The sequence below is a fragment of the Streptomyces sp. A01 genome (assembly GCF_059026195.1).
In genome coordinates this window covers 139413-160279 of record NZ_JBWLKN010000014.1, presented here as the reverse complement: position 1 = coordinate 160279, position 20867 = coordinate 139413, and the positions used below count along the sequence as shown (strand labels likewise).

The following is a 20867-nucleotide window of genomic DNA, read 5'->3' as shown; positions in this document are numbered from 1 at the left end:
CTGGTCACCCCGGCACGAGGAGTCCTCCGCATGCTGCCTCTGGAAGGCGTCACCGTTGTCTCGCTCGAACAGGCGGTGGCCGCCCCGTACGCGACCCGCCAGCTGGCCGACCTGGGAGCCAGGGTCATCAAGATCGAGCGGCCCGACGGCGACTTCGCCCGCGACTACGACCGCGCGGTCAAGGGGCAGTCGGCCTATTTCGTCTGGTGCAACCGGGGGAAGGAGAGTGTCGTACTCGACCTGAAACACGGCCCCGACCGCGCCGTCCTCGACCAGATCCTGGACGGTGCGGACGTTTTCGTCCAGAACCTGGCCCCCGGGGCCGCCGACCGCCTCGGACTGGGAGCGGAGGCGCTGCGCGAACGCTGGCCCCGGCTGATCGTCTGCGGGATATCCGGCTACGGGGAGGACGGCCCCTACCGTGACAAGAAGGCTTTTGACCTGCTGGTGCAGTGTGAGACCGGCCTCGTCTCCGTGACAGGAACCGTCGAGTCACCCGCCCGCGCCGGAATCTCCATCGCCGACATCGCGGCCGCCATGTACGCGTACACCGGCGTCCTGACCGCGCTGTACGAGCGCGAGCGCACGGGGCAGGGCAGCGCCTTCGACGTGGCCATGCTGGACGCGCTGGGCGAGTGGATGGGCCAGCCGCTCTACTACGGGATGTACGGCCCGGCCCCGCTGGGCCGCAGCGGCGCGCGGCATCCCTCGATCGCCCCGTACGGCCACTACCGGGCGGGGGACGGGCGCGAGATCTTCCTCTGCGTACAGAGCGACAGGGACTGGGTGGAGCTGTGCGAGCGGGTCCTGGAGCGGCCCGGGCTCACCCGCGACCCGCGGTTCGCCGACAACCCGTCGCGCCACGAGAACGACGACGCTCTGACGGCGATCCTGGAGGAGTACTTCTCGGCTCTGTCCGCCGAGGAGTCGCTGGCGCGGCTCGACGCGGCCGGGATCGCCAACGCGCGGCTGCGCACCGTCCGCGAGTTCGCGGACCATCCCCAGCTGGCGGCTCGCGACCGGTGGCGCGAGTTCGACTCCCCGGCGGGCCCGCTGCGCGGCCTGCTGCCGCCGGTGACGGTGCACGGCCGGGAGGCGCGGATGGGCGCGGTCCCCGAACTCGGCGAGCACACGGCGGCCGTCCGAGCGGAGTTCGCGGCCAGGCCCTGGGAAGCCGCCACGCCAGGCGGGCCGGTGCCGTCTCCTGACGGTCCAGCGGACCCCAACTGACCACCCCGGCGAGGGCCTTCGGGCAGTCCGCCTGTCACCGCGGGCGGCTGACAGCTGCGGGACGGCGACCGGGACGGCGAGCAGGACGGTGACCGGCAGGCGACCGGAATGCCGTACGCGGCGCTGCCGGTTGGCGTCTCACGCGGCGGCGAAATAGCGGTGCCGTGCCTGCCGTCGGCCGCTAGATGATCGATTCCAAGGGGTCAGTGGTCATAGGCGATCAGTGAGCGTAGGACGGTTTGTCCGGTGGCGTCGTTGTGCCAGATCGCGGCGGGCAGCACGAGGATGCGTTGCATGACGCGGGCTATTGACACCTCCGGGTGTGCGCCCTCGGTACCGTTCGAGGTCAAGCTGTCCCTTGAAGGTCTCGTTGATCGATTCGATGACCTGTCGCAGCGGCTTGAACAGGGATGCGCCAGGCCGTTCCCGTTCACCTTTACGGGCAGGCCGCAGCAACTGGACTCCATGCTCGGACAGTTCGCGTTCGAAACCACGGCCGAAGTAGTTCTTGTCGCCGATGAGAGTCCGCCGGGGGCGCTCTCGCAGAAGCTCGCGTTCGGCTGACAGAAGGTCAAGGAGGGTCTAGCGTTCGTCGGCCTTGGCCCCGGTCAGGGCGAAGGCGATGGGCAGGCCCTGAAGGGTGCAGACCAGGTGCAGGCGCAGGCCCCAGAAGAAGCGGCTGTGGCTGGCGCAGTAGCCGTATTCGGCCCAACCTGCCAGGTCGGAGCGTTTGACGGTCTCGCGGGAGCGGCCGCATTCCACCGGGGTGGAGTCCACGACCCATACGTCGTCGCTCCACACCGAGGTGGTGGTGGCCAGGATCCGGTTGACGCTTCGCATCAGACCGGCGGCCTTGCGCAGCCGCTTGTTGTAGCCGGGCTGCTGGGGCAGGTAGGGGAAGAGGTGGCGCAGGTGGACACGGGCATGGCGGAGCCATTTGGCCTCGGAGGTGTAACCGAGTATGGCCTGCATCGTGGCGAGGGTGACCAGTTCGGCATCGCTCAGGCGGGGCGTAATGCCGACCGACGGGCGCCACGGCGCCGGGTCGGGATGCTCCTTCAGCATGTCGTCGGTCGTCGCATAAAGTGCTGTCGCGAGGGTGTCCACGTCGTTCGTCACAAAACGATCTTGGACACCCTCGTTCTCGTCTCCGCAGGCACCCCTTGGACCACACCACCAGGAGGAACCAGTGTCATACCCGCAACTGCTCACCCCCGCGGAGAAGCTCGCCGACGCGAAGAAGCTGTTGAGCCTCCCGCGTATCGTCGTGATCTGCGGCTCCACCCGCTTCATGACCGAGATGAACGAGGCCGATCTGCGGGAGACCAAAGCCGGAAAGATTGTCGTCAAACCGGGCTGTGACATGAAGTCGCCGCACGAACTTTGGTCCGATCCGGTCGAGGCCGAGGCGCTGAAGGTTCGACTCGACGATCTGCACCGGGCGAAGATCCGGCTCGCTGATGAGGTGCTCGTAGTCGGCGACTACATCGGAGACAGCACCCGAGCCGAAATCGCCTACGCCCGGTCGCTGGGCAAGCCCGTGCGGTTCACGCACCCCGAAGTCGACCCTGACGCCTGACCGCCCGCTGCTACCTCGACAACCAGGCCGGCAGCCCGCCGCCTGACCGTCTCGCGGTGGCTTCGGCCGCCGCCCACCCCACACCTTCCGCAGGCACCCCTTGGAATTGATCACCTAGGCGGGTCACGCCACACCGTGGACCACCGCATGGGGCGGCGGGGCGGGCACGACGTGCGCAGGCCCTCGGCGAACCCGCCGAACCAGGCCCTCAGCCCCGCCGCCGACCGGGTGCGGGCCATGGTCATCACCGTCCAGACGCCCAGGTAGACGGGGACGAGGAGGGCGGGAAGGTGCCGCTTGGCCAGCCAGACCCGGTTACGGCGCCGCGGCTGTGTGCCAGTCGGTCAGCTGGCCTCGGCGCGTTCGGCCCGGGCCTTGGTGTGGGCGAGGCGGTAGGACTCGGTGCCGGTCTGGATGATGGCGCCGTTGAAGGTGAGGCGGTCCACGATGGCTGCGCAGAGCCTGGGGTCGGTGAACGTCTTGGTCCAGCCGCTGAAGGACTCGTGGGAGGTGATGGCGACGCCACCGGCACCGGCGCCCTGGCTGGGCCATGTCCTCAGCGTACGCCCGCCCCGCGCGGGGCGGGCGTACGGCACCGGGCCCCGGTCCGCAGCCGCCAGGGGCGGTGCGGCCGGGGCCCGGCCCGAGCGTGGCGGCGGTCAGGCCGCCGTCTGCCGCCAGGTGTCGAGGACGCCCTGGACGGCGCTGGAGACCTGGCCCTGCTTGCCGGAGTCGGCCCACAGATGCGCGTCATGCTCGGTGAGCTGGACCGTCTCCCCTGTGATGGTGGCGGTGAAGTTGTGCTGCCGGGTGCTGCGGCCCGAGCCGGAGAGATAGTCGAAGTGCCCCAGGTAGTTCCCGACCTCCGCCACGGTCAGGCCGGTCTCTTCGGCGGCCTCGCGCCGCAGGGCCTCGATGAGCGTCTCGCCCGGCTCGACGCCGCCGGAGGGGAGCTCCCACAACTCGCCGAGGTAGTCGTCGGCCGGCCGGTGCAGCAACAGCACGCGGCCGTCCGGGCGGGCGATGACGGCGTCGACGACGGCCTTCTCGATGCCGTCGCGCGCGGCGGTACGGGCGAGGTCGTCCAGAAGGTCGAGGGTGACGGTCGAGGGGGTCACAGCAGGTCCTTCACATGAGTGGCGACTTTGGCGATGGCGGTGGTGTAGGCGTCGGCGAGGCGGACGTCGTTCTCGTGGTGCCACACCGGCAGCTTCAGCGTCGTGGCGTGCACGTAGTCCGCCGCCGGGAGGCCGTGGGCGGGCAGGCCGTGGCCGTCAGCGTAGCCAGGCAGCAGGGCTCCGGGGGTCTGGAACAGCGGATGGGTGTGCAGCGGGCAGGTCGAGCCCGGCTGGTCGGCTTCGGTGGCGCCTCCCGCGCGCAGGGCTTCCAGGAACCGGCCGATCGGCAGGCCGCCGAGTTCGGCCGGTTCACAGCGCAGCGGCAGCGCGTACCACGACGGCCGGGTCGCGGCGGGCACGTGCGGCGTGTGGATGCCCGGCACGTCGTCCAGGGCGGCGCACATGCGGGCCGCGACCGTCTGGCGCCCCTCCAGACGAGCCTCCAGGCGGGTGAGCTGGGCGAGGGCGAGGGCGAGGGCTGCGGCCAGGGGGTGGAGGCGCAGTTTCAGGCCCATGCCGGTGGCGGCGAAGCGGGCGAGCGGGTGGGTGGCGGGGATCTCGCGGCGGCACCGCTTGTTGTACTGCCCGTGCAGCAGTACCCGGTAGTACAGCTCCGTGTCGTCGGTGGCGACGAAGCCGCCCTCACCTGCGGACAGCAGCTTGGGCCCGTTGAGACTGAACGCCGATGCGGTGCCGAACGAGCCCGTGCGCTGGTCGCTCCGGGTGGCGCCATGGGCGGGGGAGCCGTCCTCCAGCAGCATCAACTCGTGCTCGTCCGCGAAGGACACCAGCGCGTCCATGTCATCCGGCAGCCCCCACAGGTGCACCGCCACCACCGCCTTCGTCCGGGCGGTGATACGGCGGGCGGCGTCGACCAGGTCCAGCTGCCCGCGGTCGTCGATGTCGGCGAGGACGGGGTGGGCGCCGAGGTGGAACAGCGGGGTGGCGGTGGCGTGGAAAGTCAGCGCCGGGACGATGACCTCGTCGCCTGGGCCGATGCCGGCGGCCGCGTACGTCGAGTGCAGCGCGGCCGTCCCCGTGCAGGTAGTCACCACGTGCCGGACACCGAGGTAGGAGGCGAGCGCGTCCTCCAGGTCGGCGACGACGCCAGAGCGGTACGGGATGGAGACGGCCGTCTCCAGCTGGCGGGCCACGGCCTGGCGGTCGGCCTCGGTGATCGGCGGCCACACGAAGTGCGGTCCCGGGACGGGCACGGCCGGAGTGCCGCCGAGCAGGGCGAGGGGGGGGAGTCGTTCATGCCAGGTGCTCCTTCGGGTTCGCGGGGTGGGTAGTGGTGGCGGAGGTGTAGACGGCGGCCAGGAACGCGGCATGCGGCAGGTGTTCATCCGGGCCGGAGGGGCTGGCGGCGGTGCCGTCGAGGATGCGGCAGAAGCGGTCGATCAGCGCTGCGGGTGGGCAGGGCCAGGCCGGCTCGCGCAGCAGCGACTCGACAACCTGCCCAGCCGGGTCGAGGAGCCGCGCGGTGCCGCGCTCGACGGCGAGCATGCCGTGGGGGCCGGTGATGGCCAGGCATTCGGTCCTCGGCCCGGCGGAGCGGGAGACCAGCAGCGAGCCATACAGCCCGGAGTCGTAGGCGAGGTGCACGAGGGCGGTGTCCTCCGCGTCGTACTCGGCCCCCGGTGCCGCGGCGGCCGAGACGTCAGCAAGGACGCGGTCGGGAAGGCCCAGGTACCACAGGAGCAGGTCGATGAGGTGGTAGCCCATGTCCGCCAGGCACCCGCCGCCGGCGAGCTTCGCCCGCCCGCGCCACCCGGCCGCCGGGTCCGGGCAGTGGAAGGTGTACCGGCCCTCGACCAGGTACGGGGCACCGATGCGTTCCAGCAGGGCGAGCGCGGCCGGGTAGACGGGGTGGAAGCGGCGCTGGACGGTGACCATCAGCTCGATGCCCGCCTTCTCGCACAACGCGGCCAGCTCGGCGGCTTCCTGCGGGTCGGTGGCGAACGGCTTCTCCTTCACCACGTGCACATCCGCCTCCGCGCAGGCCGCGACCACTGCCCGTCCGGCGTGGTGAGGCACCGCGACGATGACGAAGTCCGGCCGCACTGTCCTCAGCAGCTGCTCGACGTCGGTGAAGCCCGGCACCCGGTGCGCGTCCGCCACGGCTGAGACCCGGCTGGCGTCCACGTCGCACACGCCGACGAGCTCGGCGAGGTGGCACTGGGCCAGGCCGGGCAGGTGGTCGCTGGTGGCCTGACCGCCCAGACCCACCATGGCGGCCCTCTTGCGTACGTTCATCGCTCACATCCCCCTTCGGATGCGCGGCGGCGGCCCGCCGTCCGGGCCGCCGCCCTTCGAGGACACCGCGACCGCACCGGCGGCGGCAGGGGCGTTCTCACGGGCCGCAAAGCCGTTTGCATCCGGTGCAAAGCCCCTGCCCCAGCCGGGCGGGCGGGCGGGCGCCGCTACGGTGAAGGGCGGCGCGCCCTGTCGGCTACGAGCGGGGACGATATGGATGTGGTCAGAGCGCACGTGGTGCCCGCGGCGGACATGTATCCCGGCGAGTTGGTCCGCCGCACCCGTAGGGAACAGCGCCTGACCTTGGCTCAGCTCGGAAAGTTGACGGGATACTCGGCGGCCCAGGTCTCCCGCTACGAGCGGGGCGTCTCACCGCTGACGGACGTCACCTTGCTGCGGCGCTTCGCCGACGCGCTCGGCATCCCGCCCCAGGCACTCGGTCTGACGCCTCAGCCAGACGTTCGACATGGGCACGCGATCGGGCCAACCACCGGCTACCCCCGCCTCCCCGGCCCTAGGGTGGCGAAGACGGCTCGTAAGGACGGTGAGGATCCGGTGCGGCGCAGGAAGTTGCTGGCGAACCTCGCGGTCACCGCCGCCGCAGCCGCTGGCGCCCCCGTCCTGCCCAGCGACAGGACGCCGATGAACGAAGCCGCGCTCGGCGAGGTACTCGTCGGCCGCGTCCGCGACGCGATGCTCGGCCTGCACACCGACATCACCGTCCCGCCAGCCGCCGCCCTCGACGGCGACCTCGCGCGCGCCCTGACCGACTTCCACACCTGCCGCTACGGCAGCCTCGCCGTACGCCTGCTCCGCCTCACCCAGGTCGGCCACGCCCGCATCGCCAGCGGCGGCGACGTGGCGCTGTTGGCCCAGAGCTATCTGCTGGCCACCCGCATGCTGATCAAGCTCGACGAGCAGCAGCTCGGCTGGATGGCCGCCGACCGCGCCCGCCAGAGCGCCGAAGCCGCCGACGACCCGCTCCTGGTCGCCGAGGCCGCCCGCCAGCTCGCCGTCCTCGCCCGCAAAGCCGACTGGCACGAACAGGCGATGACCATCGCCCTGACCGCCGCCGACCACCCCGGCCTCCGCGGCGGCGGCCCGGCCCTCGCGGCCGAGCGCGGACTGCTCATCCAATCTGCCGCCTACACCGCCGCCCGCGCCGGTGACACGGCCGGGATGCGGGAGCTGACCGACGAGGCCGCCGCCATTGCCAAGGAACTCGGTGGCACCGTGCTGCTGCGCGACCACGGCGGCGGCTTCAGCCCCACCACCGTCCAGCTCCACCGCATCTCGGCCGAGAACTCCGCCGGCGACCCCTCCGCCGCGCTCGCCGCCGCCCGGGACGTGGCACCCGGAAGACTGCCCAGCACCGAGCGCCGGGCCCGCTACTACACCGACGTCGCCGCAGCGTTCGGCCGGTGGGGCCGCCGGGACGAGTGCATCCGCGCGCTGCTGGCCGCCGAACACCACGCACCCGAGGGGACCCACGCCCGGCCTGCGGTGAAGTCCCTCGTCTCCGGCCTGCTGGTCTCCGGCTGGACCACCACCAAACTCCGCGGCCTCGCCGCCCGCGTTGGTGTCCTGGCCTGAGGCCCGCGTAGCTGTGCCCGACGTCGAGCGCAGTCTCGATCGGCGCGACGCCCAGCACCTGACCCGCCTGCGGGGCGACGCCACCAAATTCAAGGAAGCGGCCGCCGAGTCTCGGCGGACCGTGGCGACGGGCCAGACCGAGCAGGCCCGGCGGACTGAGATCGCCAAGAAGTACCCGAAGCTCCACGACGTCGAGACCAAGGCCCGCGCGGCGTACGTCGCCCAGCAGCGTCGGGAGTGCATCACCCACCCCCAGGCTCGTTCCACGACCCAGCTGCGGCAGGACGACGAAACCGATTTGATGCAGAAGCTAGGGTCGGGCGGTGTGACGATCGCGCTTTTTGACCTCGACAACACCCTGATCGACCGCCAGTGGGCCCTGCAGGAGTGGGCGGTCGGCTTCTGCCGCGACCGTGGCCTGGACGGGGGAGCGGCGCAGCATCTCGTTGACGCGCTGCGGGAGAGGGCCTACCCGCACACCTTCGAGCGGCTGCGCCAGGAGCTCGTCCTCCAGGATTCGGCTGCCCGGCTGTGGGCCGGGTACGTGGAGGGGATCGCCGCGAGCGTCACCGCGAACCCGGGTGCCGTCGACGGCCTGGAGCAGCTGCGCGCTGCAGGCTGGCGGCTGGGCATCCTCACCAACGGGGCCGCCGACATCCAGTACGCGAAGATCAGGGCTGCCGGGCTCGTGGACCTGGTCGACGCCGTCGTGGTCTCGGAGGAGATCGGGACATGGAAGCCGGAGCGCGAGGCCTTCGAGGTGGCCGTCGCCCGCTGCGGCGGCATCCCGTCCCGCTCGGTCTACTACATCGGCGACAACCCGGCCGGTGACATTGGCGGTGCCGACGCGGCCGGACTGGCCACGATCTGGCTGCGCGGCCGGCCCTGGCCCGACGGCACACCCGCCCCGCACCATGCCGTCGACACCGTCGCGGACGCCATCGCCCTGCTCCTGGCCGGAGGAACCGAATGAGCACAATCGGTCTTCTGCACCCGGGTGCGATGGGCGCGGCCGTCGGCGCGCAGCTGGTGCGCGCCGGGCACCGCGTGCTTTGGGACCCCGCGGACCGGTCGGCGGCGACCGCGGAGCGCGCCGCCAGGGCCGGGCTCGCGCCGGTCGGCGGGCTCGCGCAACTCCTGGACGAGGCGGTGGTCGTGCTGAGCATCTGCCCGCCGGCCGCCGCCGAAGGCCTCGCCCGGACCGCGGCCGCGTACGCCGGGACCTGGGTGGAAGCGAACGCGATTACCCCGGAGCGCGCCCGCAGGATCGCCGGCCTCCTCCCCGCGTCCACCGTCATCGACGGCGGGATCGTCGGCTCGCCGCCGGTCAGCGGCAAGAGGCCCACCCTCTACCTCTCCGGCGCCGGGACCGAGCTGGTGGAGGAGCTGTTCGCCGGTACGGATGTCACGACGCGAGTCCTGGGGGAGCGGATCGGGCAGGCGAGCGCGCTCAAGCTCTCCTACAGCGCGTACCAGAAGGCGTCCCGCGTCCTGGCCGCCGTCTCCTATGGCCTCGCCGCCGACCACGGCGTCGACCAGGAACTGCTCGCCATAGCGGACAAGCGCCCCGGCTCGTACCTGGTGGAGACCGACTACATCCCGAAGACGGCAGCGAGGGCCTGGCGGTGGGGTCCGGAGCTCACAGAGGCCGCCGACATGCTTCAGAAGGCCGGGCTGCCTGACGACATGCTGCGCGCCGCGGCCGCCATCCTGGACCGTTGGGCGGAAGCGAAGGACCGAGACCTCTCGGTGGACCAGGCCGTGGAATTACTCAAGAAGCCCGGCGGCTGAAGCGACCTCACAGACTCACAGGTTGGCCGCAGAGCGCGTCTACCAGGAAAACAGGGGAGCCACCTCACAGATATCTGTGAGGTGGCTCGGACGACTTGGAGGACCGGCTAGTCCTGCCGCAGCGCCTTGAGGTCCTGCAGCGTCAATTCGTTCGTCCCTCGATCCGCCGTGGGGCTCTCCGGCCAGGCGAGGATCCCGGGGTCCGCCTTCTCGTACGGGGTGCCAGCGACCGTGTTCTCCCCGTTGGTGGCAGCGACCTGGGAGAGGTAGGCGGCGAGAGCGTGCGGCCCGCCACCGCCGTAGCCGATGTTGTAGCCGGAGCCGTGATGCCGCGGAAGGATCGACAGCGTCCCCTTCTCGGTCCGGACCCAGAACACGCCGTAGTCGACGATGAAGCGGCTGAACCAGTCGCCGGGGAGCAGATCGAGCGGGGCGAACGTCTCGTACGTCCACTGGTCGGTTCCACCATCACCCACGTGCTTGAAGTGGTCACCGACGACCGGCAGCCCGAACACCGGGTCGTAGAAAGGGCGTCGGCACTCGCAGCCCGACCCGGCGACAGCCGATGGGCTGTCCTTGTCTTCCTGCACGCACGGATGGAACAAGGTCGGGATCTTGGTCGGCTCCACGAGCATGCAGTGCAGCGCGTTCGGCTCGCAGCGCTCCAGCCACTCCCGCGCGTACGGGGACTCCTTCGAACGGTCACCTCGCCGTTCCGTGACGCGGAGGCGACGCCCAGCCGCTGCTCGGTGTAGACGACGGAGTGCAGATATCCCTTCGTCGGGTCGGTCAGATTCAGGTCACCCCGCAGGTCGGTCAACTCGGCACTCCCCGATGGACGTTGGGCGCGGCGGCCCCGGCTCCCTCGACACTGCACCACCGCACCACACCAGGCCAGAGCGCCTCCAGCCAGACAGCGGGAAGGCCGTGTTTCCTGCGGGAAACACGGCCCGATCGTCGCAGCGCTACGCCGGGTTGGCGCCGGGATACGAGGCCAGCCGGATGCGGCCGGCGGTCACGGCAGGGGAGTAGGCGCCGGTCTGCACGGTCATGTCCCACACCTGATCCGGATGGGCCTCGACGTCGTCCTGCGTCGCCCGCCACGCCTTGATCCGGGCCTCGGTGTCCGAGTCACCGCGCCCGACCGACCGCGCCTCGGTCTCCTCCTGGGTGCACCACAGCATCACGGGCGTCCACCGCGCCGGATACGCGTCGATCACCGCACGCACCCCTTCGGTCTGCCCCAGGTGCAACACCGGCACGAGGCCGGTGGCCACCATCTCGTCCAGGCCGGGCCGGTCCACCACGTACGTGTTCCCGTACCGAGTTCGCATAGATGACATCGCCCGCGTCCCGAGCGCGGCCAGCCGCTCCGCGCTGCCCATCCGGTAGCCGCTCGTCTTGCCCGAGCCGACGTTGAGGCGCTGGAACAGCGCGTACGCGGAATCGAGCTCGGACAGCGCCCGGGTCACGGTGTCTTTCCCGGCTGCGGGCGGGCCGTACAGGATCACGGCGCGGGGGAGCGGGGCGGTGGTCATGCGTACATCCTCCCGAGGGCGAGCTTCGCCTGGTCAGTGAGGGAGACGGCGTTCCCGAGGCGGTTGTCGACGACGAAGTGATCGACCTTCGGGCGGAAGCTCTCGTCGACGCCCTTGATGTACTCGTCCCAGTTGGCGAGCTTCCAGGCATCCCGGGCTGCGGACCGCAGGGTGATGTACTCCCGCATGCTGTCGTGGTCGCACCGCACCCAGATCACCGCGAACTCGACTCCGAACGACCGGCACTTGTTGGCCAGCCGCTGCGTCCAGGTCGGGTGGGAGAGCTCCTTGAGGAACGGCGCATCGAGCACCGTGGAGATGCCAGCCTTGATGTTGTCGTACGCCGACTCCATCAGGCACTGGTACTCCGCATCCCGGGCTTTCTCCAGGTAGAGCGGCGTGTGCCGGTCGTGCGGATCACCGCCGTGCGCGGTCAGTAGGGCTTCCACCAGTGGCCTGGTCAGCGAGTCCTTGTCGAGCCGGGGCCAGCCGGTGATGTGGCTGATGAACTCTGCCAGCTCGCTCTTCCCGCTCCCCGCGTACCCGCCGACCAGCACCATGTGAGGCCGGTGAGGATCACCACCGGTGTGCCGGCGGCGCCACGCGTCCATGATCCGGTGCCGCAGTCCGTGATGGTCAACTGATCCGGCTGCGTCGATCTGGAGCAGCGCGGACTCCACCGCCTGGACGTGCGCGCCGGTCACCAGGTCGTTCTGCGGCGTGATCCTCGGGAGCTGCGGCTCTTCCTCGTGCGGCAGCTTGCAGCGGAACCCCAGCTCCCACGGCGTAGCACCGTAAAGCGCGCAGTACCCCCGTTGATACCGAGGGTCCGGATACGCCTTGCCCGCCTCGTGGTTGAAGACCGTCTGGAAGTTCCCCTGAACCGACGGCTTGAGCTTCAGGACCTCCGAGATCTTCCGCAGCTCCTCACCGGCCTGCTCCAGAGTCAGTGAATGAGCAACACGATGCTCACGGAGCTTCCCAGGCTTCCACCCAGGCCGTTCCTTCGGTGCCACGTCGTTCCCGCCGATCATCCTCATGGCCCGGAGGCTAGATCCGCCTCACGGGACGCCGGTATCACTGCCGAGTTGAAGAGGAAGTTGAAAAGTCCCCCTGAGCTGCAGCAACGACCCTATGTGACCTACTGCTTCAGCTGGCACGTCGGCCGACGGCTCATGCGGCCGACATCTTCGGGTCGTGGTCCGATTGCGGCGGGGGGCGGAAACCCCGGACGCACCCGAGGGCGGCGACGAGGAGTAGACCCGGTCTCAGTCCGTCTCGAAGGCATCCTCCCGCAGGTACACAGTGAGGATTTCGGCGACGGTGTCGAGGGCGTCCTTGATGGCGACGTGTTCGGCGCCGCTGATCGCGGCGTCCAACAGCTCGTTGTCGCTGCGAACAGTGGTCCAGCCCTGCTTCGGGCTGCGAAAGTCCTCTTCGAGGGACGTTTCCACTGGAAACGCCCCCGCCTCCACCCGGTCGGGTCAGGTGGGGTTCAGCGGAGTAATCCCGGTGACCGCGTACAGCTCCGGTTTCAGCGACAGGACCGTGGGCGGCTCTCCGGCCTTCACCGCATGCCAGGCGATCGCGGCCGCGTGAGCCACCGGCCAGTCCACGTCTTTCACGATCTGACTGATTGAGCTGTTCAAGCTGCCCCCGGCTCCGATGGGCTCGCCGGGACTGTACCCGCTGCTGGACGTTTCTCCTCAGCGGACGATGCGCCGGTAGCAGATCAGGGCGCTGGCAAGGCCGACGAGGGCCAGGAAGTGCTCGGCCTTGCGTTCATATCGGCGGTGCAGGCGGCGGCAGCCGCCCAGCCAGGACAGGGTGAGTTCAATCACCCAGCGGTGCCGTCCTCCTGTGGGGGGTCTCCACACCGCGGCGGGCGATGCGCGGCACGATCTGCCTGCGCCGCAGCCAGTTGCGCAGGCGGTCGGAGTCGTAGCCCTTGTCGGCGTGAAGCCGGTCCGGGCGGCGGCGCCGGGGACCGCGACGCGAGCGGATGGGAGGGATGCCGCGCATCAGCGGTACGAGGGCCTGGCTGTCGTGCACGTCAGCGGCGGAGATGCCCACCGAGATCGGCAGCCCGTCGCGGTCACAGATGACGTGAATCTTCGACCCGAGCTTGCCGCGATCGGTCGGATTCGGTCCGGTCAAGGGCCCCCTTTGACCGCCCGGACGCTGATCGAGTCGATCGCGCACCGCGACCAGTCCAGGTCACCGTTCGCACCGAGCCGGTCTAGCACCACGCGGTGCAGCTTGGCCCACACCCGCGCCTTCGACCAGCCGGTGAAGCGCCGGTGCACTGTCTGCCAGGAGGCGCCGAAGACCGGCGGCAGCTGCCGCCAGGTGCAACCCGAGGTGGCGACGAAGATGATCGCGGCCAGCACCGCGCGGTCATCGCACCGCCGTCGGCCTCCGCCCTGGGCGCGTATCGGCGGCTCCGGCGCCACGTGCTGAAAGATTCGCCACAGCTCGTCGGGCACCAGGCGCTCAGCTATTCCCATGCCCGGAGCAACGAGCCACAGCCAATCAAGACACCGTCTTAAGGTCTGACGTCGAACGCGGCTCGAACTTGACCACAGTTTCGTAGTTCCGGGGTCGCGAAGGCGCCCTTCTTTTGATCATGTGCTCCCAACAGAGGCGGGGGGAGTCGGTCGCTAGTATCGACCGCCCCGCCGCCCACCTCTCCGCCAGCCTCCTTGCCGTGTGACGGAAGGCGAGAGGCGACAGACAGCAGAAGGCGGCAGAATCTGCTGTTGGTTTCGCGGCCCCGCATGCGTGATCGTCGTATCAACCGGATGAAGGGGAGCATGCGGTGATGGCGAACAAGAGCCTGCCGGTAGCCAAGGCTGAAGACCGTAACGGCAAGCCGGTGCACCGCTGGATGCTCCAGGAGAAGCCGTGGCCCTTCACCGAACCGCTGCGGTGCTCCGCCTGCACCGGCCCGGTGTCCATCGTGGGCGCCCACTTGCGCCGCGGCCCTCCTGTCACGGCTCACTTCCGGCTCCGCGACGGGCACGACACCGAGTGCGCCCTCAACCCAACACGCGTCATCGATGAGATCGCCCGTGGCTCACAGGGCCTGGCGTCCATCGGAGCTGATGGCACACTCCGGCTCACCATCCCCGCACAGGACCCTCCGGAGGAGCCGGCTGCCGTGCCCCCGGGCGCGGAGCTGGGAGACGAGGAAGACCAGACCGCACTCCGGATCACCACGGTGCGGCCCTGGCTGGCTCCGGCGCTCAACAGCGCGGTGAAGGTGGCCCAGTTCCTGCAGCGCTGCGATTTCGATCCAGAGCTCGCGCAGTGGTTCACCATCGAGTACCAGCGCATGCGGATTACCTGGGCGAAGTTCTGCTACGGTCCCGACGACGCCTCCTACGCCCAGCTGCATCAACGGATTACCGGCGGAGGAAGGCTGAAACACCCGGTGGCCGCGCACGGCACGGTCGTACGCACCGGCGAGGCCGGCGGCAAGCCGTACGCCGTGCTGGCCGCCCAGGTCCCGCCGGTGACAGGCGACCGCGACATCGAGGTGGTCCTGCGCAGCGCCTCCCCCTCCCTGCTGGGGGACTTGCAGGTGGGCATGCAGGTCCTAGCCGTCGGAGCACACGGGAAGATCTTCGTCCCACAGAAGCGCACCGTCGATGAAGTCCAGCTGTGGATCAGCGAGCACTGGCACCTGGCCTACTGGACCTGGGACAAGGACACCGAGCAGGCCAGTGAACCCATGGGCCCGCAGCCCCTGACACCCGCGGAACGCCGCGCGGCGGACCTCCGACGCGCCGTGACCCGCCACGGTGGCGGCCGCTCGGGCGGCCAACAGGCCCCAGGACCGGCCGCGCCCCGCTCCCCGGCCCCGCGACGCACCCCAGCACCCCGTCAGAAGGGCGCGGTGAGCGAACCGCAGGACCAGCCCACGCCTGCGCCGGCACGCGAGGCTTCATCAGGGGACCTCGCCCGGCTCACGTGGGAGGCGTACGCGAAGCCGAACAGCACCCCACCCACCGCCGGAATGGGCCCGGCCCCGACCGTACCCGCCCCGCCGGCCGGGAAGACCCAGCCGATGCCACCCGCGCCCCTCTCGCCGGCCGCGGCGACCACACCACACCCATGGGAAGTCCCGGCGCCCCAGCCATCGTCAGCACCTGCCGTCGCACCGCTTCCGCTTCCGCCTCGGCCCGCGCACCCGCCCACTCCCCAACCCCATCCCGCTCAGACAGCAGAGCCAGTGCCGCTGCGGGATCTGGCATCAGCACCAGAGCCGGAACCCGGGCCGGAGCGAACAGGCATGCGCGGGCTCCTCACCCGATGGCGACGCAAGCGGTAGCCCCCAAGCCGCCGTATGCCGCTCTGCCCGTGGCTGCCTGATCGGTCGGCCGACCGGCCCCCGGACCTATTGAGAACCCTTCTCTGAACCTCAAGGTGCGGGCCTGGTGGCTCGGCCTGGTAGTCCGCACTATCGGCCCAAAGGCGCGCGGTCTCCGCTCGCAGGTGAACTCCGACGGGTTACGAGCTCGCGCCAGGCACCCCAGCGACTCCTACTGTGACTGCATGGATTCGGAAACAAAGCTGGGACTCGATGACGTGATCGCGGCTAGTGGCCGGGACCTCCTCAAAGCCCAGAAGAAGGCTCAGGCGGATCCCGACGGAGCCTTTGGCCTCTATGTCGGCACGGTTGAGGTCGAGCTGACGCTCGCAGTGTCACGCGAGACCTCTGCCAGCGGCGGAGCGAAGGCAAAGGTGTGGGTGCTTCCCGGGATCGGCGCGGAAGCGTCCGCCGAGGGGAAGAGAAGCCAAGCTCACCAGGCCACGCATCGGATCAAGATCTGCATGAACTCTCACAACCTGGATCAGACGGGGGCGTGACATGCAGCGAGGGGCGGGGTGCCCGTAAGCCTGGTGCGACCGAAAGTTCTCCGCAAAGCTCACTGCCGGACCACCCCGAGTGGCGGGGGCAGTGCGCCCCCCCGGATCCTCGACCGAGGTATGCGCGCAGATCCGCCGAGGCTCAAAGATGGGTTCTGAGGCCCGGGGTCCCGTGCTGTCCGCCGATCTCCGGTGGCGCGGCGGCGCACCGGATCGCCGCAGCCCTCGGCACCCCGAATGTGATCAGCGAGAAGGCGAACGTCACGGCGTTCGTCGTCCGGCGCTTCGTCGACTGCGGGCTGCTCACCAACTGAGCGCGAACCCGGACTGGCCGTCCTGCGCGGCGTCGCGACCCGCAAGGGCACGGGCATGGCGGAGCCACTGGGCCTCGGAGGTGAAGCCGAGCATGGCCTGCATCATCGCGAGCGTGACCAGCTCGGCGTCGGTGAGCTTCGGGGCGATACCCACCGCCGGCCGTCACGGAGCAAGCTGCGGCGAACCCTTCAGCAGGTCGTCGGTCTCCGCATAGAGCGCGGTCGCGAGGGAGTCCAAGTCTGGTGTCACAACCTGACTTTGGGTTCCCTTCTCTCATCAGCTGTGGGTTTCCGTTTCTCGTGGCTGGCGCCGGGTGGATCTCGCCCGGTTGCCGCAGCCGAGGGAGCACCATGCCTGATCACGGCGCCTGGCCAGGAAGAACATGCCGCAACTGGGAGCGTGGCAGCGCCGCACCCGCTGACGGTCTGGACCCGCGGCCAGGACGAGCGTCTCGCGGGCGACGACGGCGTCGGCGCCGCCGCCCTGTTCCTGCTGTGCGAGCAGGCCGTCGCCGGTCATCCGGAAGACGACGGGGGCGGACGAGGCGAGTTCGTTCAGGCGGGTCCGCAGGCTGTCGGTGAGCGGCCGCTGTCCGGCTGTCGCGTCCAGCGCGTCGCGGACCAACCCGCGCAGCCGCTCCAGCTCCTCCAAGGAGAGGGCGGCCAATCTGCGGTCGGCGGCGCGGGCGCGCCATCGCCTGGTGAGTTCCCGATCGGCTAGGAAGTCGACGTCGCCGCGCCCCGGGCCCGCGCCGACGACGACGGTATTGGCCAGGTCGAGGACCGGGTCCTCGCCGATCCACGGCATTTCCTGCAGGTCCCGGATGGTCATGCCCCTCAATCTACTGGATTCAGGTCAGCGAACCCGTGATAACTTCAACTCACGGATTTGATCCACCAACTCCGTGAGTCACGTGTTCGGCGAAGGGTGATGCCATGAGTGCAACCATCGAGTACGTCAGGTTCGACACCGACGACCCCGCCGCCCTCACCGCCCACCGAGAGCAGCTCGTCGAACTGCTCAAGGAGCAGTACGGCGACGGCTTTCAGGGCGCCCACCTCGCCCAGTTCGACGACGGCACCGTCCTGGACTTCATCATCTGGTCGTCCGCCGCCGTCGCCGAGCGCGCGGCCAAGGAAATGCCGACCGACCCCCGGGCACAGGGCTTCTTCAGTCGAATCGGCACAGTGCACGCGATGCGGCACGCTCAGGTACTGCACACCGCATAGCCCCCGCGATCAAGGAGAATGACGCTGTGCCCTCGGCAGACGAACTACTCAGCGCGGACACCGTCGCCGACCTCGCCCGATGCCTTACGCGAGCCGGAGACGGGATCACGGCGCATGAGACCCGGGGGTGCGGCGCCGCCCTGGACGGGCTGAGCTTCACCGAGCGTGTCGCCCTGATCAGAAATGCCGTCCTGGCTGATCTTCCGGCGGACTACCCGGCCTTCGCGAACGTGTTGCGCGCCGCACTGCGAGACAAGGATTTCACCGGATGGATGATCTTCCCTGTCGCCGAGGCCGTCGCCGTACGGGGCCTGGACGCCTTCGAACCGGCGCCCGCCCTGCTGGCAGAACTCACCCCGCGCCTGACCGCGGAGATCGCCGTCCGGCCCTTCCTCCGTGCCGACCTCGAACGCGCGCTCCGGGTCATGACGCCGTGGACCGCGCATCCCGACCTCCACGTCCGCCGACTGGCCAGTGAGGGCACGCGGCCAAGACTGCCCTGGGCGCCCCAGCTTCCGGAGCTGATCGCGGATCCGACACCCGCACTGCCCCTGCTCGACGCGCTGTACCGGGATGACTCCGAGTACGTCCGCAGATCAGTGGCCAACCACCTCAACGACATCAGCCGTGACCACCCCGACATCGCCGCCGGTGTCGCGGCGCGCTGGCTGAGCGACCCGGCACCGACGACGACCCGGTTGGTACGGCACGGCCTGCGGACATTGATCAAGTCCGGCCACGCCGGGGCCCTTACGCTGCTCGGCCACTCTCCGGACAGCCCCGTCGCCGTCGAGGGCCCGCACCTCCACGCCTCAGAGATCCTGGTGGGCGACTATCTGCTGTTCGACTACTCGGTGACCAACACTCACGATCAGACCGCTCACCTCGTCATCGACTACGTCGTCCTCCATGTGAAGGCCAACGGGACCCGCACTCCGAAGGTCTTCAAACTCACCACGCGGCCCCTGGCTCTCGGCCAGACGTGGCGCGCGACACGCAGACATTCCTTCATGCCGATCAGCACCCGGCGCTACCACCCGGGTGTCCATCTGGTGCAGCTCCAGGTCAACGGCCGATCCCACGGGGAAGCCTCGTTCACGCTGCACTGCTGAGGGCAACCGCCTCACATCCCGCTTCGATGGCGTATCCGCCATCGCGCCGCCACCCCGATGGGGCTTCCGCCACCAGAAACGGGAACCTGCATCCGCGCAGCTATCCCTTGGAATCAATCATCTAGGGTGAGAAACGTCCAGGTGCGCAAGCGGTCGTTACTTCCACTTCTCATGGAGAGACCCGGGTTCGAATCCCGGCCAGTGCCGCGAGGCACCGGTAGCTCAGTGGCCCAGAGCACTGCGTACGACCGCTGTTTTCGAACTCTGGACATTCAGCCTTCACGCACCTTCCGGTGCGCGGGGCCCGGCTACTTCCTGTCATGAACGACACCGGAGCCCCACCTTGATCTCGGGAGGCGTGGCTTCGGGTGCGCCCGGTGCGCCGGCTGCGGATACTTCTCTGGTGAAGCGCCTTCGGGCGCGCGGGTTCGAGCCCCGCAGACCGCGGCCGATGAGACCTCGGGCGCCCCATGCCGTCCGCCTCCCCGGCAAGAGGGGATACGTCACATGGCCCGCTTCAACACCCGTACCGCCCGCCCCTCGGCGTCCTCGCCCGTCACCACGACCGGCGAGCGCGCCACCACCCACGAGGGCGGTGCCGGATACCTGCGCGACACCAAGTCCGAGCTGTTCCTGCTCGCTGTGGCCAACATGGTGGGCACAGACACCTTTTACGAGTCCGCGGCGCACCGCGACGACCGGTACGGGCAGCTCATACGCACTCTGGCCATCGACGACCCCGCGTGGTGCCTGGACTTCCTCCGCTGGCTGCGCGGCCCCGCGTCGATGCGTACGCCGCGCTGGTCGGTGCCGCCGAGTTCGCCGCCGTACGCGTCTCGCAGCAGGCTCCCGGCTACTCCCGGCAGGCGATCGACGCGGTGTTGCAGCGCGCGGACGAACCGGGCGAAATGCTCGGTTACTGGACAAGCGTGTACGGGCGGAACCCGCCGAAGCCGGTGAAGCGCGGCGTCGCCGACGCGGCGCGGCGGCTCTACGACGAGCGGTCGCTGCTGAAGTACGACACGGCGAGCCACGGCTTCCGCTTCGGTGACGTGCTCAACCTGACGCACCCCGCGCCCGCGGCCGACAAGCCGTGGCAAGGGGATCTCTTCCGGCACGCCCTGGACCGCAGGATGAACCGCGCCGAGGACATCCCGGAGCGGCTGGCGACACTGCGGGAGCGGGCCGCTCTGACGGCGCTGCCGGTCAAGGAGCGGCGCGCCCTGCTCCTCGCCCGGAGCAGCGCGAGCGGCTGGCCGCCGCGGGCATGACGTGGGAAGCGCTCGCGGGATGGTTGCAGGGCCCGATGGACGCGGCGGCGTGGGAAGCGATCATTCCGTCGATGGGCTACATGGCACTGCTGCGCAACCTCAGGAACTTCGAAGAGGCGGGCGTCAGCGACGAGGTCGCCGACGAGGTCGCCGACGAGGTCGCACGACGGATCGCCGACCCGGAGCGCGTCGCGAAGTCCCCGCCAGCTGCCCAGGCGGTTCTACTCCGCGTACAACGCCGCTCCGTCGCTGCGCTGGAGTTACCCGCTGGAGAAGGCCCTCACCGCGTCGCTGGCCGGGATTCCCGCGCTGACCGGCAGGACACTGGTGCTGGTCGACACCTCAAGCTCGATGGACGCCGGGTTCTCCCGGGACGGCACGCTGATGCGCTGGGACGCCGCGGCGCTGTTCGGTGTCGCGCTGGGGCAGCGCTGTGCCGGCGCCGACGTCGTGTCGTTCTCCAGCGCCCGTTTCTCCGTGGGCGACGCCCCGGGCGAGCGGACGAAGGGTGTTCCCGCTCGGGCGGGGTGAGTCGGTGCTCAAGGCCGTTCAGCGGTGGAAGGACGGCGGCTGGTTCCTCGGCGGCGGTACGGACACGGCGCTGGCGCCGCGCCACACGTACAAGGGGCATGACCGGGTCGTCATCGTCACCGACGAGCAGGCCGGGCATGACGCTGAGGAGGTGACGCGCGCGATCCCGGAGACGGTCCCGATGTACACCTGGAACCTCGCCGGATACCGGCCGGGTCACGCGCCGTCCGGCAGCGGCACGCGGCACACCTTCGGCGGGCTCACGGATCAGGCGTTCCGCATGGTGCCGCTGATCGAGTCGGGCCGTAACGCCATGTGGCCCTGGCAGCGCTGACGGGCTGCCACTGCGGGCTGCGTTGCGGGCTGCGGGCTGTGCGCTGCGGGCATACGGGCCAGGGGCTCGGCGCGTGCGTCCGGGCGGTTCGCTTCGGT

General features: G+C 70.0%; 18 protein-coding genes and 6 pseudogenes. 10 read left to right on the top strand and 14 right to left on the bottom strand.

The window, feature by feature from the left end:
- Positions 1–30: 30 nt before the first annotated feature.
- Positions 31–1230, top strand: a complete 1200-nt coding sequence (locus tag AC5P1B_RS20565) for a CaiB/BaiF CoA transferase family protein (RefSeq protein ID WP_493888775.1) — start codon at positions 31–33, stop codon at positions 1228–1230.
- 203 nt (positions 1231–1433) lie between these two features.
- Here AC5P1B_RS20565 and AC5P1B_RS20560 read toward each other — a convergent pair.
- Positions 1434–2349: pseudogene (locus tag AC5P1B_RS20560) on the bottom strand (IS982 family transposase).
- A 70-nt stretch (positions 2350–2419) separates the two neighbouring features.
- On the opposite strand from AC5P1B_RS20560, the gene AC5P1B_RS20555 reads away from it, so the two are divergent.
- The gene (locus AC5P1B_RS20555) at positions 2420–2809 is read left to right on the top strand and encodes a hypothetical protein (protein ID WP_393309593.1); all 390 of its coding nucleotides are present in this window, start codon (positions 2420–2422) and stop codon (positions 2807–2809) included.
- A gap of 110 nt (positions 2810–2919) precedes the next feature.
- Here the strand turns inward: AC5P1B_RS20555 and AC5P1B_RS20550 are convergent.
- From AC5P1B_RS20550 to AC5P1B_RS20530, 5 genes and pseudogenes are all read right to left on the bottom strand, one after another.
- Positions 2920–3129, bottom strand: a pseudogene (locus tag AC5P1B_RS20550) (glycosyltransferase family 2 protein); the annotation flags it as partial.
- 24 nt (positions 3130–3153) lie between these two features.
- A pseudogene (locus AC5P1B_RS20545) lies at positions 3154–3333 on the bottom strand (ATP-binding protein); the annotation flags it as partial.
- A 135-nt stretch (positions 3334–3468) separates the two neighbouring features.
- A complete protein-coding gene (locus AC5P1B_RS20540; protein ID WP_493888774.1) occupies positions 3469–3927 on the bottom strand; it encodes an NUDIX hydrolase in 459 nt (152 codons plus the stop codon).
- Complete coding sequence (locus tag AC5P1B_RS20535; protein ID WP_493888773.1) at positions 3924–5141, bottom strand: DegT/DnrJ/EryC1/StrS family aminotransferase; 1218 nt, start codon at positions 5139–5141, stop codon at positions 3924–3926. Before AC5P1B_RS20535 ends, AC5P1B_RS20540 begins: the two co-directional genes overlap by 4 nt.
- Before the next feature lie 40 nt (positions 5142–5181).
- Positions 5182–6183 carry a Gfo/Idh/MocA family protein gene (locus AC5P1B_RS20530; protein ID WP_493888772.1) on the bottom strand — a complete coding sequence of 334 codons (1002 nt, stop codon included), beginning with the start codon at positions 6181–6183 and terminating at the stop codon, positions 5182–5184.
- Between the two features lie 219 nt (positions 6184–6402).
- Here AC5P1B_RS20530 and AC5P1B_RS20525 point away from each other — a divergent pair, with 219 nt between their 5' ends.
- The 3 genes from AC5P1B_RS20525 to AC5P1B_RS20515 are packed head-to-tail and all read left to right on the top strand — an operon-like array spanning position 6403 to position 9567.
- The gene (locus AC5P1B_RS20525) at positions 6403–7776 is read left to right on the top strand and encodes a helix-turn-helix domain-containing protein (protein ID WP_493888771.1); all 1374 of its coding nucleotides are present in this window, start codon (positions 6403–6405) and stop codon (positions 7774–7776) included.
- Positions 7777–7789: 13 nt separating this feature from the next.
- Complete coding sequence (locus AC5P1B_RS20520; RefSeq protein ID WP_493888770.1) at positions 7790–8749, top strand: HAD family hydrolase; 960 nt, start codon at positions 7790–7792, stop codon at positions 8747–8749.
- The gene (locus AC5P1B_RS20515) at positions 8746–9567 is read left to right on the top strand and encodes an NAD(P)-dependent oxidoreductase (protein WP_493888769.1); all 822 of its coding nucleotides are present in this window, start codon (positions 8746–8748) and stop codon (positions 9565–9567) included. The genes AC5P1B_RS20520 and AC5P1B_RS20515 overlap by 4 nt, the downstream gene beginning before the upstream one ends.
- Before the next feature lie 107 nt (positions 9568–9674).
- Here AC5P1B_RS20515 and AC5P1B_RS20510 read toward each other — a convergent pair whose 3' ends face one another.
- The 6 genes and pseudogenes from AC5P1B_RS20510 to AC5P1B_RS20485 form a co-directional block, all read right to left on the bottom strand.
- The gene (locus AC5P1B_RS20510; protein WP_493888768.1) at positions 9675–10157 is read right to left on the bottom strand and encodes a hypothetical protein; all 483 of its coding nucleotides are present in this window, start codon (positions 10155–10157) and stop codon (positions 9675–9677) included.
- 375 nt (positions 10158–10532) lie between these two features.
- Complete coding sequence (locus AC5P1B_RS20505) at positions 10533–11105, bottom strand: P-loop NTPase family protein (protein WP_493888767.1); 573 nt, start codon at positions 11103–11105, stop codon at positions 10533–10535.
- Complete coding sequence (locus AC5P1B_RS20500) at positions 11102–12145, bottom strand: P-loop nucleotide/nucleoside kinase family protein (RefSeq protein ID WP_493888766.1); 1044 nt, start codon at positions 12143–12145, stop codon at positions 11102–11104. Before AC5P1B_RS20500 ends, AC5P1B_RS20505 begins: the two co-directional genes overlap by 4 nt.
- 228 nt (positions 12146–12373) lie before the next feature.
- Complete coding sequence (locus AC5P1B_RS20495; protein ID WP_493888765.1) at positions 12374–12559, bottom strand: hypothetical protein; 186 nt, start codon at positions 12557–12559, stop codon at positions 12374–12376.
- 30 nt (positions 12560–12589) lie between these two features.
- Positions 12590–12754, bottom strand: coding sequence for a PIN domain-containing protein (locus AC5P1B_RS20490; protein WP_493888764.1), 165 nt, complete (start codon positions 12752–12754; stop codon positions 12590–12592).
- A 57-nt stretch (positions 12755–12811) separates the two neighbouring features.
- Positions 12812–13612: pseudogene (locus AC5P1B_RS20485) on the bottom strand (IS5 family transposase).
- A gap of 314 nt (positions 13613–13926) precedes the next feature.
- On the opposite strand from AC5P1B_RS20485, the gene AC5P1B_RS20480 reads away from it, so the two are divergent.
- Positions 13927–15438 carry a hypothetical protein gene (locus tag AC5P1B_RS20480; RefSeq protein ID WP_493888763.1) on the top strand — a complete coding sequence of 504 codons (1512 nt, stop codon included), beginning with the start codon at positions 13927–13929 and terminating at the stop codon, positions 15436–15438.
- Between the two features lie 224 nt (positions 15439–15662).
- On the top strand, positions 15663–15977 hold the full coding sequence (locus AC5P1B_RS20475; protein ID WP_493888762.1) for a trypco2 family protein: 315 nt from the start codon (positions 15663–15665) through the stop codon (positions 15975–15977).
- A gap of 360 nt (positions 15978–16337) precedes the next feature.
- Here AC5P1B_RS20475 and AC5P1B_RS20470 read toward each other — a convergent pair.
- Both AC5P1B_RS20470 and AC5P1B_RS20465 read right to left on the bottom strand, forming a co-directional pair.
- A pseudogene (locus AC5P1B_RS20470) lies at positions 16338–16541 on the bottom strand (IS982 family transposase); the annotation flags it as partial.
- A gap of 27 nt (positions 16542–16568) precedes the next feature.
- Complete coding sequence (locus AC5P1B_RS20465) at positions 16569–17123, bottom strand: ABATE domain-containing protein (RefSeq protein WP_493888761.1); 555 nt, start codon at positions 17121–17123, stop codon at positions 16569–16571.
- 104 nt (positions 17124–17227) lie between these two features.
- On the opposite strand from AC5P1B_RS20465, the gene AC5P1B_RS20460 reads away from it, so the two are divergent.
- The 3 genes and pseudogenes from AC5P1B_RS20460 (at position 17228) to AC5P1B_RS20450 (ending at position 20769) form a co-directional block, all read left to right on the top strand.
- Positions 17228–17521, top strand: coding sequence for a hypothetical protein (locus AC5P1B_RS20460; protein ID WP_493888760.1), 294 nt, complete (start codon positions 17228–17230; stop codon positions 17519–17521).
- A 26-nt stretch (positions 17522–17547) separates the two neighbouring features.
- Complete coding sequence (locus AC5P1B_RS20455) at positions 17548–18633, top strand: DNA alkylation repair protein (RefSeq protein WP_493888759.1); 1086 nt, start codon at positions 17548–17550, stop codon at positions 18631–18633.
- A 507-nt stretch (positions 18634–19140) separates the two neighbouring features.
- Positions 19141–20769, top strand: a pseudogene (locus AC5P1B_RS20450) (TROVE domain-containing protein).
- Positions 20770–20867 lie beyond the last annotated feature (98 nt).